Here is a 12,886-nt window from a genome sequence, read left to right as displayed (position 1 = left end):
AGGCTGACGCCCTGCCCCGCCCGCATGACGAAACGGTGACGCGTCAGGCGTCGATCTGGCGCTCGGTCTCGGCGCCCGCACCCTCGACGGTCGCGGCGCCCTGATCCTCCGCGGAAACCTCCAGCGTCTCCTCGGCGGGCGGCTCGGCCATCGCACCGAAGTCGACGCCGCGGCGCTGCTGCTGCTCGTGGCCGCCACGGGTCGCGGCGATGGCGATCGCCTCGCAATAGAGGCGGATGGCGCGGGCCGCGTCGTCATTCGCGGGCACAGGGAAGGCGATGCCGTCGGGCGACACGTTCGAGTCGAGGATCGCGACGACCGGGATGCCGAGTGTGTTGGCCTCCTTGATCGCCAGCTCTTCCTTGTTGGCGTCGATCACGAACATCACGTCCGGGATGCCGCCCATGTCGCGGATGCCGCCGAGCGACAGCTCCAGCTTGTCGCGCTCGCGGGTGAGCTGCAGCACTTCCTTCTTGGTGAGGCCGGCGGTGTTGCCCGACAGCTGCTCCTCGAGCGACTTCAGGCGCTTGATCGAGTTGGAGATCGTCTTCCAGTTGGTCAGCATGCCGCCGAGCCAGCGATGGTTGACGAAATGCTGGCCGGCACGACGCGCCGCATCGGCGATCGGCTCCTGCGCCTGGCGCTTGGTGCCGACGAACAGCACCTTGCCGCCCGCGGCGACGGTCGACGACACGAACTCGAGCGCGCGCGCGAACAGCGGCACGGTCTGCGACAGGTCGAGGATGTGGACGCCGTTGCGGTCGCCGAAGATGTAGGGCTTCATCTTCGGGTTCCAGCGATGCGTCTGGTGGCCGAAGTGCGCGCCGGTCTCGATGAGCTGCTGCATGGAGACGACAGGAGCCGCCATGATGTGTTTTCCTTCCGGTTGAGCCTCTGGGGAGCGGATGACGCGGCGGCTCAGAAGCCATGCGCACCGGTGTATGATGCTCCCCATGCGGGGTTGAGGGCCGCGCCTCTAGGCGAATGCTCCCGAAAACGCAACCACATCATCGCACTTGACACCTGGAACACAAATGGAACATACCGTGTTCAACAGAAGCACGCCCTGTCACGCACCGCAATTGCGATGCGAATTGTCCCGTAAGGGCACGCATTTGGGCGTGGCTCTCGGAACCCCGGCGCGCGTCTGCAGGTTTGCGGACGTCGAATAGATGACGTCCTCGTCAGGGAGACGAACATGGCGGTGATCGGTCTGCTGGTTTTCACGGGTGCCTTCGCCCTCTCCGTCGCGGTGATCGCGATGGCGGTGGCGCCGCAATGGCGGCGCATCCTGCGCCTCGCCTTCGGTCGTCCGGACGAAGCGTTCACGCCGCTGCGCACGCTCGCCCATGCCGAGCGGCGGATCGCCGTGCGGCGCTGGGCCTCGGCACCTATTCCGGCCCCGATCCGCCGACTGCGCGAGGTCGCCTGACCCGCGCATAGGCGGCGATGCTGAAGGGGATCGTCGCCAGATAGAGGATCGCGATCACGCTCAACGTATGCCATGGCACGTTGATCAGCGCCGCACCCAGCAACACGATCACGGCCAGCGCCTCGAACCGGATGCTCCGGCGAAGCCGCAGAGACGACCAGGAAAAGGTCGCCACGCTCGATACCATCAGCACGGCGACGAATACCGCCCAGGGCGCGACGAGATAGGGCGAGGCGAGCAGCGGCTCGTCGGTCCAGAACCACAGGAACATCGGCAACAGCGCCAGGCCGGCCCCGGCGGGCGCGGGCACGCCCGTCAGGAAGCCCGCCGACTTGTGGGGCTGGACGGTCTCGTCGATCTGCGCGTTGAAGCGGGCGAGCCGCAGCGCGCAGAAGACCGCGAGCAGCAGCGCACTGATCCAGCCGACGCGTGGCAGGGCGGACAGCGTCCAGAGATAGAGGATCAGCGCCGGCGCCACGCCGAACGATATGGCGTCGGACAGCGAGTCGAGTTCCGCGCCGAACCGGCTCTCGCCGCGCAGCAACCGTGCGATGCGCCCGTCGATGCCGTCGAGCACGCCTGCGACCATGATCATGGCCACCGCCTTTTCCCACTCGCCGGAGATCGCGAAGCGCACGCCCGACAGGCCCGAGCAGAGCGCCAGCGCCGTGACCGCATTGGGTGCGATCGCTCGCAGCGGCAGCCCCCGCGGCGGGCGCGAGAAGCGACGCGGCCGGACTGGTCGCACGGACGCCCCGCCGAGCAGCGCCGCATCCGGCGCGCCGTCGCCGACGTCGCTCACTGCGCAATCCCGGTCACGGGCACCCCGTCGACCCGGCCGATCACCGTCTCGCCGGCGATCGTCCGCTGTCCGAGCGTCACCTGTGGCGCGCAATCATCGGGAAGGTAGACGTCCACCCGGCTTCCGAAGCGGATCAGTCCGACCCGCTGGCCGGTCGCGACCATGTCGCCCGGCTTGACGAACGGTACGATCCGTCGCGCGACCAGGCCGGCGATCTGCGTGAAGCCGATGCGGCGGCCGTCGCGCCCCTCCACCACGATATGCTGCCGCTCATTTTCGTCGGATGCCTTGTCGAGGTCCGCATTGAGGAATTTGCCGGAGATGTAGACGACCTGACGGATCGTCCCGGCGATCGGGGTGCGATTGATGTGGACGTCGAACACCGACATGAACATCGACACGCGGATCAGCGGCGCCTCACCGAGATCGCCGATCAGCTCGCGCGGGATCGGGACGCGCTGGATCATCGTCACCAGCCCGTCCGCCGGGGCGACGATCAGGCCGTCGCCCTGCGGCGTGGTCCGGACCGGATCGCGGAAGAAGGTCAGCACCCAGATGGTCACGCCGATCATCGGCCAGAACAGCACCTTGGACAGGATCGTCAGCAGGAGCGTCAGGCCGAAGGCGATGGCGGCATATTTGCGCCCTTCGGGGTGGACGGTCGGGAAGCGCCATTTGACGGTGGATGTGGTCATCGGCGGCTTGTCGAGCGAGGTCATGGCCGGGGGGTGTATCGTCGTGGGGCGGATGTGACAATCGCGCGGCGTCCGCGCCGTCCGTTCACAGGGACGGCGCGGACCCCGATCGTCCGGTCAGGCGAAGGCGACCCGTACCCGCGTCCGGTGCCGGCGCAGCATCATGGCCGTAAGGGCGAAACCGGTCAGCATCAGCGCCCAGCTCGCCGGCTCGGGCACCGCGACGCCGATCTGCGTGGCGATGCCGTTGGCGATCGCGCGATGCACGTCGGTCACCGGATGGATCGCATCGAAATAGACGAAATTGTCGCAGTTCGGCGCGGCCCCCGGCACCGACAGGCAGGGCGTCGACGTGTTCAGCGTCCCGCCCGGCGTTACGAGGCCTGCCGCTGCGGGCGATTGATAGATCGCCTTCTGGTAGTTGAAGAGGTCGAAGAACACCGCGTCGACGCCGGGTTGCCGGTCGAACCCGCCGACCAGCTGCGCGAAGGCCGTGTTCAGGCCGGCCGACAGCGCGGTTCCCGCCTGGTTGAGGGCCGGGACGTTGAGCGAGGTGACCGCCGGGATCTGGCCGATATCCGGCAAGCCGGTGATGACGAAGTTGCGCGCCCCGGCGGCATAGAGCCGGGTCAGACCGGTGCTCATCGCCTGCACGGTCGAGGTCAGGTCGGGCGTATAGCCCGGAATGGTCCCGAGATTCGCCAGTTCGCGCCGGACGTCGTTCCCGCCGAGCGTGACGAGGACGAGCGCTCGGGAGTCGAAGGTCGCGCCGCTCTTGGCGAAGGTGTCGATCTGCTCGAGGAAGCTAGGGCTGGCGTCGCCCGCCACCTCCGCTGCCTGTGCCCCGCCGACCGAGAAGTTGATGCCGCCGCGCTCCGACGCGGTCGCCGGTCCGCCGGCGATATAGGTCGAGAGATAGTCGGCGAAGTTGTAGCCGTTCGAGAAGCGGCCCTCGAAATAGCTCTGCGAGGCGGGCGCGGGATCGGCACCGCCGCCGTCGGCACGCAGCTTTTGGGCATTGCCGGAATCGACCAGGCTGTCGCCGAAGACGAACAATCGGTCGTATCGCTGCTGCTGCGCCGCCGCCGGGCCGGCGAGTGCCAGCGCCATCGCGGCCAGCCCGAACGCTACGCTACCGTCACGCATCCGCATGTCTCTCTCCCACTATGGTTTATCGGTCACGCTTCAACGGCATGACGTCACCGGTGTTCCGCGGTGCGCGACCCGTTGCCAGCCGCTGGCAGCGCCCCTAGACGCGGGCGCAATCTCTCATCCAGCGAAGGACCCTTACCGCATGGCCAAGATCAAGGTGAACACGCCCGTCGTGGAGATCGACGGCGACGAGATGACGCGGATCATCTGGGAATGGATCCGCGAGCGCCTCATCAAGCCCTATCTCGATATCGAGCTGGCCTATTTCGATCTCAGCGTCGAGAATCGCGACGCGACCAACGACCAGATCACCATCGATTCGGCGCACGCGACCCAGAAGTACGGCGTCGCGGTGAAGTGCGCGACGATCACGCCGGACGAGGCGCGCGTCGAGGAGTTCGGCCTGAAGAAGATGTGGAAGTCGCCCAACGGCACGATCCGCAACATCCTGGGCGGCGTGATCTTCCGCGAGCCGATCGTGATCAAGAACGTGCCCCGCCTCATCCCCGGCTGGACCCACCCGATCGTCGTCGGCCGTCACGCCTTCGGCGACCAGTACAAGGCGACCGATTTCGTCGTGCCCGGCCCCGGCAAGCTGACCATGACCTTCGAGGGCGCGGACGGCCAGAAGATCGAGCACGAAGTGTTCGACTTTCCCTCGGGCGGCGTCGCCATGGGCATGTACAATCTGGACGAGTCGATCCGCGACTTCGCCCGTGCGAGCATGAACTATTCGCTCAACCGCGGCTGGCCGCTCTATCTTTCGACCAAGAACACGATCCTCAAGGCCTATGACGGCCGCTTCAAGGACATCTTCGCCGAGGTGTTCGAGGCGGAGTTCAAGGACCAGTTCAAGGCCGCCGGCATCGTCTACGAGCATCGCCTGATCGACGACATGGTCGCTTCCGCGCTGAAGTGGAACGGCGAGTTCGTCTGGGCCTGCAAGAACTATGACGGCGACGTCCAGTCGGATCAGGTGGCGCAGGGCTTCGGCAGCCTCGGCCTCATGACCTCGGTGCTGATGACGCCGGACGGCAAGACGATCGAGGCGGAGGCGGCGCACGGCACCGTCACCCGCCATTATCGCCAGCACCAGCAGGGCAAGGCGACCTCGACCAATCCGATCGCCTCGATCTTCGCCTGGACCGGCGGCCTCAAGTATCGCGGCAAGTTCGACAACACGCCCGACGTCACCCGCTTCGCCGAGACGCTGGAGCAGGTCTGCATCGAGACCGTCGAGAACGGCCATATGACCAAGGATCTCGCGATCCTGATCGGCCCGGACCAGCCCTGGATGACGACCGAGCAGTTCTTCGAGCAGATCCGCACCAATCTCGAGGCGAAGATGGCCGCCTGGGCCTGATCCTTTCAACAGACCTGACAAGGGGTGCGCGGCACGGGCGTCGCGCACCCCTTTTTCATACCATGCCCGGCCGGATCGGCCGCTTTGACGGCTTTGGGGTGGCGGAAGCGCGCCGCGACTGGTCTAACGCGGTCATGGCCATCGAACTCGACAATCCTGCGTTCAGCGACGCGCTCGTGATCCTGGGCGCCGCGGGGATCGTCATTCCGGCCTTCGCGCGCTTCCGGATCAGCCCCGTCATCGGCTTCATCCTCGTCGGCGTGCTGGTCGGACCGGCGGGTCTCGGCACGCTGACCGATCGCTTCCCCTGGCTCTACTACGTCACGATCAGCGACCGGGAATCGATCGCGCCCTTCGCCGAGTTCGGCATCGTCCTCCTGCTCTTCTCGATCGGGCTGGAATTGTCGTTCCGCCGGCTCTGGGCGATGCGGCGCCTGGTGTTCGGCATCGGTTTCGCGGAGCTTGCCGGCTCGGCCGCCCTGATCGGCGTCGCCCTGCACCTCATGGGACAGGGATGGTCTGGCGCCGCCGGCCTGGGTCTCGCGCTGGCGCTGTCCTCGACCGCGCTGGTGCTGCCGCTGGTGGGGACGACCAGCGCGGTCGGGCGGTCGGCCTTCGGCATGCTGCTCTTCGAGGATCTGGCGCTGGTGCCGATCATCTTCGTGCTCGGCGCCCTCGCGCCGACCGCGGGGGACGGCGGCTGGAGCGGCATTGGCGGGGTCGCCCTGCGCGGTGGGCTGACCGTCGTGGGCATGTATGTCGGCGGCCGCATCGTGCTCCCGCGCCTGTTCGCGCAGGCGGCGCGCACGAAGAGCCCGGAGCTGTTCCTCGCCGCCTCGCTCCTCGTCGTCATCATCGCCTCGGTCGCGACCACCGCGGCCGGCCTGTCGCCGATCGTCGGTGCGCTGCTCGCCGGGCTGCTGATCGCGGAGACCGAATATCACAGCGAGGTCGAGGTCATCACCGCCCCATTCAAGGGCCTCGCGCTCGGCGTTTTCCTGATCACCGTCGGCATGGATCTCGACCTGCGCTCGATCGTCGCCAACTGGCCGGCGCTGCTATTGGCCGTGGCCGGCGTCGTCGCGGTGAAGGCAGTCGTCACCTTCCTGCTGCTGCGGATCGGCCAGGCGCGTCTCGGCACCGCCGCCGAGACGGGGCTGCTGATGGGCAGCCCGTCCGAGACGACGCTGATCGTGCTCGCCACCGCGGCCCAGGCACAGCTGATCCTGCCGTCCACCGCCGCCTTCTGGCAGACCGTCACTTCGATCGGGCTGACCATCACGCCGTTGCTCGCCAAGGCGGGGCGGATCGTCGCGCGCCGGCTCGAGGCACCGAGCCTGGAGCCGGCCGCCACCGATGTCGAGGCGCAGCCGGGCACGATCCTGATCGGCTTCGGCCGGGTCGGCCGCATGGTCGCAGATATGCTCGCCGCCCATGGCCAGCCCTATCTGGCGGTCGAGGCGGACATCGACGTCGTCTCGCAGGCGCGATCGGCCAACTACCCCGTCCTGTTCGGCGACGTGGTGCGCGGCGAGCTGGTCGAGCGGCTGCGCCTCGCCGAGGCGCGTGCGCTGGTCCTGACCATGGACGATCCGGTGCTGACGGTCCGGCTGGCGCAGCGCATGCGGTCGCTGTCGCCCACGCTGCCGATCATCGCCCGCGCCCGCGATGCCGCCCATGCCGCCGAACTCTACCGCGCCGGCGTGACCGACGCCGTGCCCGAGACGCTGGAAAGCTCGCTCCAGCTGTCGGAGGCGGTGCTGGTCGATCTGGGGGTGGCAATGGGACCGGTCATCGCCTCGATCCACGAGAAACGCGACGAACTGCGTCAGCTCATCCGGCGCGAGGCGTCGCTGGAGCGGGAGCCCCGGCTGCGGCGGGTGCGCAAGAGCCAGCTCGCGGGATAGGCGGAGGCGGTGCCGGGCCCCGCAGGCCGGCCCGGGTGTCAGGACCTACCGGTTCTTGTCGTTGTACCAGCCGAATGGCAGCAGCCGGTCGGCCAGCGTCTGGGCGCCCTTGCGGTCGCCCCGCCGCAGCACGGCGAGCACGGCCTGCGCAGACCGCTGCATGATCCGGTCGATCGGCGTCGGCGTGGGCGCACGCGCGGCCGTTTCGATCAACGTAAAGGCGACCGCATCGTCGCGATCGTAATTGATCCGCAACATGCCCGCGAGCCCGGCGAAGAAGGCCCGATTGCCGCCCAGCTGCACGCTGCGGTCGAGCGCGGAGAGCCCCACGGCCTCGCGCGCGCCAGCGCCCGCCCGACCCATCAGCCGCCCGACGCGCAGGATGATGCCGAGATGCCATGCGCCGAGCCCCGCCTGTGCCTCGGCGTTCTTCGGATAGCGCGCGACCAGCGCCTCGAACTGGCGGCGCGCGGCCAGGGCTTCCGATCGTTCGCCCGTCAGCTTGGCCCGATAGCCGAGCGCAATCGCGGCGACGACCGCCGCGTCGGCATCGGCCGGATCGCGGTCCAGCTCGGCCTGGGCGGTGGCGCGCGCCTTGTCGACCCGCGCCAGCGCGGTCTGCGCGTTGCGATCCTGAAACGCGGCCTGGGTCAACAGATCACGGGCGGACTGCGCCGCGGCGGGGCAAGACAGCGCCGATGCTGCCAGCATCGCTATTCCGACCGCCGTACAACCCCGCATCCGCCGCTCCCCTGCTGACCGGGCCGTCTTCTGTCGCGGCATCCGATCCGTGTCATACTGCAAACGGATCAGGCGGCACTCGGCTCCATCGCCAGTGCCTCGCGGATCGCAGCGAGCGCCGCATCGCCCTTGGCGCCGTCCGGGCCGCCGCCCTGGGCCATATCGGGCCGCCCGCCGCCGCCCTGCCCGCCCAGCGCCGTCACCGCGCGCCGCAGCAGGTCGACCGCGTTGAAACGCCCGGTCAGATCGGCGGTGACGCCGACCGCGACCGACGCGCGACCGTCATTGACCGCGACCACCGCCGCCACACCCGAGCCGAGCCGCTGCTTGGCGTCGTCCACCGCGCCGCGCAGCCCCTTGGCATCGAAGCCGTCGAGCAGCTGGCCGATAAAGGCGACGCCCCCGATGTCCTCCGGCCCGGCCGGACCGCCCGCACCGCCGCCCATGGCCAGCGCCTTCTTGGCCTCGGCCAGTTCACGCTCCAGGCGGCGGCGCTCGTCGAGCAGCGTGGCGATGCGGCCCGGGACCTCGTCCGGGGTCGAGCGCAGCGCGCCCGCCGCCTCGCGCAGCACCTCGTCGCGATGCGACAGATAGGCGCGCGCCGCCTCGCCGGTCAGCGCCTCGACCCGGCGGACGCCGGACGCCACCGCGCCCTCGCCCACCACCTTGAACAGGCCGATCTCGCCCAGTGCGCCGACATGCGTGCCGCCGCACAGCTCCAGACTGTAGGTGCCGTCCTCGTCCTCGCCCATCGACACGACGCGGACCTCGTCGCCATATTTCTCGCCGAACAGCGCCATCGCGCCCTCGGCGATCGCTTCGTCCGGGGTCATCAGGCGGGTGACCACCGGGCCGTTGCGACGGACCTGTGCGTTCACCTTTTCCTCGACCTCCGCGATGTCGCCGGGCGTCATCGCCACCGGCTGCGAGAAGTCGAAGCGCAGCCGGTCGGGCGCGACCAGCGAGCCCTTCTGCGCGACATGCTTGCCCAGCCGCTGGCGCAGCGCTTCGTGCAGCAGGTGCGTGGCAGAATGGTTCGCGCGGATCTGCGCGCGGCGGCCCAGATCGATGGCGAGGCGCACGGGATCGCCGACCTTGATCTCGCCCGCCTGCACCTCGGCATGATGGACCCAGACCCGGCCGAGCGGCTTGGTGGTGTCGGTAACGATTGCGCGCAGTCCGCCATCGCCGCTGATCGTCCCGGCGTCGCCGACCTGCCCGCCGCTCTCGCCATAGAAGGGCGTCTGGTTGACGACGACCGATACGGCGTCCCCGACCCGCGCCACATCGACGCGCTCGCCGTTCTTGACCAGCGCCAGCACCTCCGCCTCGCCGACATCGTTCGCGTAGCCGGTGAATTCGGTCGAGCCATGCTGCTCGGCGATGTCGAACCAGATATCGTCGGACGCCTTGGCCCCCGAACCCTTCCAGGCCGCCCGGGCCGCGCGCTTCTGCTCCGCCATCGCCGCGTCGAAGCCGGCGCGGTCGACCGCCAGACCCTGCGCCCGCAGCGCATCCTCGGTCAGGTCATAGGGGAAGCCATAGGTGTCGTAGAGGCGGAAGGCAGTCTCGCCCGACAGCGTGCCGCCGGGCGCCAGTCCTGCCGTCGCCTCGTCGAGCAGCTTCAGCCCGCGATCGAGCGTCTGGCGGAAGCGCGTCTCCTCCTGCTGCAACGTCGCCTCGATCAGCGGCTGGGCGCGGATCAGCTCGGGATAAGCCGCGCCCATCTCCGCCACCAGCGCCGGCACCAGCCGGTGCATCAACGGCTCCTTCGCGCCCAAGAGGTGCGCATGGCGCATCGCCCGGCGCATGATCCGGCGCAGCACATAGCCGCGGCCTTCGTTCGCCGGGAGCACGCCGTCTGCGACCAGGAAGCCCGAAGAGCGGAGGTGATCGGCGATCACGCGGTGCGACGCCTTCATGTCGCCCGCCGGATCGCTGTGCGTCAGCGCCGAGGAGGCGGCGATCAGCGCCTTGAAGGTGTCGGTGTCGTAATTGTCGTGGACGCCTTGCATCACCGCGGCGATCCGCTCCAGCCCCATGCCGGTGTCGATCGACTTTTTGGGCAGTTCGGCGACGATCTCGTTCGCCTCCTGCTCATATTGCATGAAGACGAGGTTCCAGATCTCGACGAAGCGGTCGCCATCCTCGTCCGGGCTGCCGGGAGGGCCGCCGGGGATATGGTCGCCATGGTCGTAGAAGATCTCGGAGCACGGGCCGCACGGGCCATTCTCGCCCATCACCCAGAAATTGTCCTTGGTGGGGATGCGGATGATCCGCTCCTCGGGCAGGCCGGCGATCTTGCGCCACAGGTCGAACGCCTCGTCGTCGGTGTGGTAGACGGTGGCGGTCAGCCGATCGGCGGGGATGCCCCACTCCTTCGTCAGCAGGGTCCAGGCATGGGTGATCGCCTGTTCCTTGAAATAGTCGCCGAACGAGAAATTGCCGAGCATCTCGAAGAACGTATGATGCCGCGCCGTATAGCCGACATTGTCGAGGTCGTTATGCTTGCCGCCCGCGCGCACCGACTTCTGCGAGGATGTCGCCTTGTCGTAGGAGCGCGTCTCGAGCCCGGTGAAGACGTTCTTGAACGGCACCATGCCGGCGTTGACGAACATCAGCGTCGGATCGTTCTGCGGCACGAGCGGCGCGGACGGGACGATCTGGTGCCCGTGACGCCCGAAATAGTCGAGGAAGCCGCGGCGAATGTCGTTGGTCGACGTGAAGGAGGGCGAAGTCATAGGCGCCCGGCTTAGGCGAGACTGCGGGATGCCTCAAGACGCTGCACGGCGCGGCCGCGGGACGACGGGGATCAGCTATCCGCAAGCCACCTCAGCCCGCCCGGAAGCGGCAGATGCGCATAGTCGATCTGGAGAACCCGTCGCCGCGCCGCCGATGCCGACCGCGCCGACCGATGGAGGATGGGCGTCGCATAAATCCAGACCTCGCCCGCGCCGGCCGGGCATTCCGCCTCGCCGCAGCGTGCGATCACCGTCTCGATGCGGTCCTCCGCGATGAAGCCCTCGCGATGCGATCCCGGCGCGACGACGAGCACGCCGTTGTCACGGTCCACCGGGTCGAGGTGGAGGCGAACCGTCAGCATGGCCTCAACGATCGCGATGGGCGGCGCGACATGCAGGCGGCCCTGCTTGCGTGTGAAGGGGCCGAAGCCGGGGACCGCCGTCTCTTCCGCGACCTCGATCGTCCGGTCCTGATGCCAGCCCAGCACCCAGTTCACCTCGCCCCGCTTGTCGAACAGCAACGCCCTGACCGGACGCGCCTTGCCTCCGAGCAGCGGCCGGACATCCGCCTCGATCGGGCGCAGCCAGTCCGCATCGTGCAGCAATCGGGGGTCGAGCCGATGGCCGGGCTGTGTCGGGTCCATCTGCTCGGACAGGTTTGCGAGGGCGATCAGCCCGGCGGCATCCAACCTGCCCGGCCACTGCACATAGCCCTCGCGGTGAAGCGCCTCCTGCATCAAACCGGCCGCTCGATCGACACGGGCGGGGTGCTGAACCAGCGCGGGCCGGCGGGCGTCATGTGGAAACAGTCCTCCAGCCTGATGCCGAACTTGCCCGGCAGGTAGAGGCCCGGCTCGTTCGAGAAGCACATGCCCGGCGCCAGCGGCGTCGCCTCGCCATGGACGAGATTGACCGGCTCGTGCCCGTCCAAGCCGATGCCATGGCCGGTCCGGTGCGACAGGCCGGGCAGGCGGTAGCCCGGCCCGAACCCCCGCGCTTCGTAGAGCCGGCGCACCGCATCGTCGATCGCGCCGGCGGGCGTGCCGATCCGCGCGGTGCGGAAGGCGAGCTGCTGCCCCTGCGCGACCAGATCCCAGACGCGCCGCTGCTCCGCATTCGCCGCGCCATGGACCCAGCTGCGCGAGACATCCGACTGATAGCCCTGCACGGTGCAGCCGCAGTCCATCAGCACCACCTGCCCGGCGGCGACGCGGATCACCTCGCGGCTGCCGTGCGGCAGCGCGGCGGCAGGGCCGATCAGCGCCAACGCGAATTCGGGTTCGCCGCCCAGCGCCCGCGTCGCCGCGGTCATCAACGCGCCGATCTGCGCCCCCGTCATCCCCGCCTCCACCCTTGGATGGAGCCAGCGATAGGCGGCGACGGTGACGTCGGTCGCCACCTGCATCAGCGCGATCTCCGCCGGGCTCTTCACCATGCGGCAGGCGCGCACCACGGGATTGGCCGACACGATCCGCGCCCCCGGCAGCGCCCGCGCGATGCCGTCGCTGATGAAGAAGCGCACCGTCTCCTCCATCGCCACGGGCCGGCCCTGAAGCCGCCGATCGCGCAGGACGCCGGCGACCGTCGAAAAGGGATTCTCGTCCTCCTGCCACACCCGCACCTCGGCCGGCACCGCCAGCATCTGGCGGATCGACGGCTCCTCGAAAAAGGGCGTGACGATACACGGCTCGCCCTCGACCGGCAGGATCGCCAGCGTCGGCCGCTCGCTGCGGCCCCAGCGGATGCCGGTGAAATAGGCGAGCGACGTGCCCGATTCGACCACGGTCGCGCCGATCCCCTGCGCGCGCATCAGCGCCTGTACCGCGGCCAGGCGGCGGGCGCGCTCGGCGGCATCGATCGGGCGCGCATCGCCCGTCAGGTCCTTCAGCGCCGACAAGTCCCTTTCGGCGGCGCGCAGAACGCCCGCGACGGACAGGAGCGGCGTCGCCGCAGCGGCGACGAGGAGCGAACGGCGGGAGACGGCCTGCATCCGCGATCGTTACGGCGCTTGACCCGGCGATCACAATCCCCTTCGTTCGCGCCCGCATTTCCG

11 protein-coding genes are annotated in these 12,886 nt (G+C 68.9%); 3 read left to right on the top strand and 8 right to left on the bottom strand.

Annotated elements, in window-relative coordinates; translation table 11 throughout:
* Window positions 1-43: 43 nt before the first annotated feature.
* A complete protein-coding gene (gene rpsB, locus IEX18_RS10905) occupies window positions 44-868 on the bottom strand; it encodes a 30S ribosomal protein S2 (protein WP_188658811.1) in 825 nt (274 codons plus the stop codon).
* Between the two features lie 330 nt (window positions 869-1,198).
* On the opposite strand from rpsB, the gene IEX18_RS10900 reads away from it, so the two are divergent.
* A complete protein-coding gene (locus IEX18_RS10900; protein WP_188658810.1) occupies window positions 1,199-1,432 on the top strand; it encodes a hypothetical protein in 234 nt (77 codons plus the stop codon).
* Here the strand turns inward: IEX18_RS10900 and IEX18_RS10895 are convergent.
* The 3 genes from IEX18_RS10895 to IEX18_RS10885 all read right to left on the bottom strand — a co-directional run bounded on the left by IEX18_RS10895 (window position 1,392) and on the right by IEX18_RS10885 (window position 4,075).
* The gene (locus IEX18_RS10895) at window positions 1,392-2,180 is read right to left on the bottom strand and encodes a CDP-alcohol phosphatidyltransferase family protein (RefSeq protein ID WP_229664585.1); all 789 of its coding nucleotides are present in this window, start codon (window positions 2,178-2,180) and stop codon (window positions 1,392-1,394) included. The genes IEX18_RS10900 and IEX18_RS10895 overlap by 41 nt on opposite strands.
* A 50-nt stretch (window positions 2,181-2,230) precedes the next feature.
* Window positions 2,231-2,953, bottom strand: a complete 723-nt coding sequence (locus IEX18_RS10890; protein ID WP_188658809.1) for a phosphatidylserine decarboxylase — start codon at window positions 2,951-2,953, stop codon at window positions 2,231-2,233.
* A 93-nt stretch (window positions 2,954-3,046) separates the two neighbouring features.
* On the bottom strand, window positions 3,047-4,075 hold the full coding sequence (locus IEX18_RS10885; RefSeq protein ID WP_229664527.1) for an SGNH/GDSL hydrolase family protein: 1,029 nt from the start codon (window positions 4,073-4,075) through the stop codon (window positions 3,047-3,049).
* Window positions 4,076-4,223: 148 nt separating this feature from the next.
* Here IEX18_RS10885 and IEX18_RS10880 point away from each other — a divergent pair, with 148 nt between their 5' ends.
* Both IEX18_RS10880 and IEX18_RS10875 read left to right on the top strand, forming a co-directional pair.
* Window positions 4,224-5,444, top strand: coding sequence for an NADP-dependent isocitrate dehydrogenase (locus tag IEX18_RS10880; protein ID WP_188658808.1), 1,221 nt, complete (start codon window positions 4,224-4,226; stop codon window positions 5,442-5,444).
* A gap of 134 nt (window positions 5,445-5,578) precedes the next feature.
* Window positions 5,579-7,351: a cation:proton antiporter domain-containing protein gene (locus IEX18_RS10875; RefSeq protein ID WP_188658807.1), complete on the top strand. Its 1,773-nt coding sequence runs from the start codon at window positions 5,579-5,581 to the stop codon at window positions 7,349-7,351.
* A 45-nt stretch (window positions 7,352-7,396) separates the two neighbouring features.
* Here the strand turns inward: IEX18_RS10875 and IEX18_RS10870 are convergent, their stop codons facing one another.
* The 4 genes from IEX18_RS10870 to IEX18_RS10855 all read right to left on the bottom strand — a co-directional run bounded on the left by IEX18_RS10870 (window position 7,397) and on the right by IEX18_RS10855 (window position 12,823).
* On the bottom strand, window positions 7,397-8,062 hold the full coding sequence (locus IEX18_RS10870; protein WP_188658806.1) for a hypothetical protein: 666 nt from the start codon (window positions 8,060-8,062) through the stop codon (window positions 7,397-7,399).
* A gap of 98 nt (window positions 8,063-8,160) precedes the next feature.
* Window positions 8,161-10,833: an alanine--tRNA ligase gene (alaS, locus tag IEX18_RS10865; RefSeq protein WP_188658805.1), complete on the bottom strand. Its 2,673-nt coding sequence runs from the start codon at window positions 10,831-10,833 to the stop codon at window positions 8,161-8,163.
* A gap of 71 nt (window positions 10,834-10,904) precedes the next feature.
* On the bottom strand, window positions 10,905-11,570 hold the full coding sequence (locus IEX18_RS10860) for a phytanoyl-CoA dioxygenase family protein (RefSeq protein WP_188658804.1): 666 nt from the start codon (window positions 11,568-11,570) through the stop codon (window positions 10,905-10,907).
* Window positions 11,570-12,823: a M24 family metallopeptidase gene (locus IEX18_RS10855; RefSeq protein ID WP_188658803.1), complete on the bottom strand. Its 1,254-nt coding sequence runs from the start codon at window positions 12,821-12,823 to the stop codon at window positions 11,570-11,572. The genes IEX18_RS10860 and IEX18_RS10855 overlap by 1 nt, the downstream gene beginning before the upstream one ends.
* Between the last annotated feature and the right edge of the window lie 63 nt (window positions 12,824-12,886).

Source organism: Sphingomonas metalli (genome assembly GCF_014641735.1).
Classification (GTDB): Bacteria; Pseudomonadota; Alphaproteobacteria; order Sphingomonadales; family Sphingomonadaceae; genus Sphingomonas; species Sphingomonas metalli.
This window is presented reverse-complemented; position numbering and strand designations above follow the sequence as displayed.

Bases quoted from the DNA above. Each gene is read 5' to 3' on its own strand.
- rpsB (WP_188658811.1), bottom strand. From the start codon at position 868: ATGGCGGCTCCTGTCGTCTCCATGCAGCAGCTCATCGAGACCGGCGCG.
- IEX18_RS10900 (WP_188658810.1), top strand. From the start codon at position 1,199: ATGGCGGTGATCGGTCTGCTGGTTTTCACGGGTGCCTTCGCCCTCTCC.
- IEX18_RS10890 (WP_188658809.1), bottom strand. From the start codon at position 2,953: ATGACCTCGCTCGACAAGCCGCCGATGACCACATCCACCGTCAAATGG.
- IEX18_RS10885 (WP_229664527.1), bottom strand. From the start codon at position 4,075: ATGCGTGACGGTAGCGTAGCGTTCGGGCTGGCCGCGATGGCGCTGGCA.
- IEX18_RS10880 (WP_188658808.1), top strand. From the start codon at position 4,224: ATGGCCAAGATCAAGGTGAACACGCCCGTCGTGGAGATCGACGGCGAC.
- IEX18_RS10875 (WP_188658807.1), top strand. From the start codon at position 5,579: ATGGCCATCGAACTCGACAATCCTGCGTTCAGCGACGCGCTCGTGATC.
- IEX18_RS10870 (WP_188658806.1), bottom strand. From the start codon at position 8,062: ATGCTGGCAGCATCGGCGCTGTCTTGCCCCGCCGCGGCGCAGTCCGCC.
- alaS (WP_188658805.1), bottom strand. From the start codon at position 10,833: ATGACTTCGCCCTCCTTCACGTCGACCAACGACATTCGCCGCGGCTTC.
- IEX18_RS10860 (WP_188658804.1), bottom strand. From the start codon at position 11,570: ATGCAGGAGGCGCTTCACCGCGAGGGCTATGTGCAGTGGCCGGGCAGG.
- IEX18_RS10855 (WP_188658803.1), bottom strand. From the start codon at position 12,823: ATGCAGGCCGTCTCCCGCCGTTCGCTCCTCGTCGCCGCTGCGGCGACG.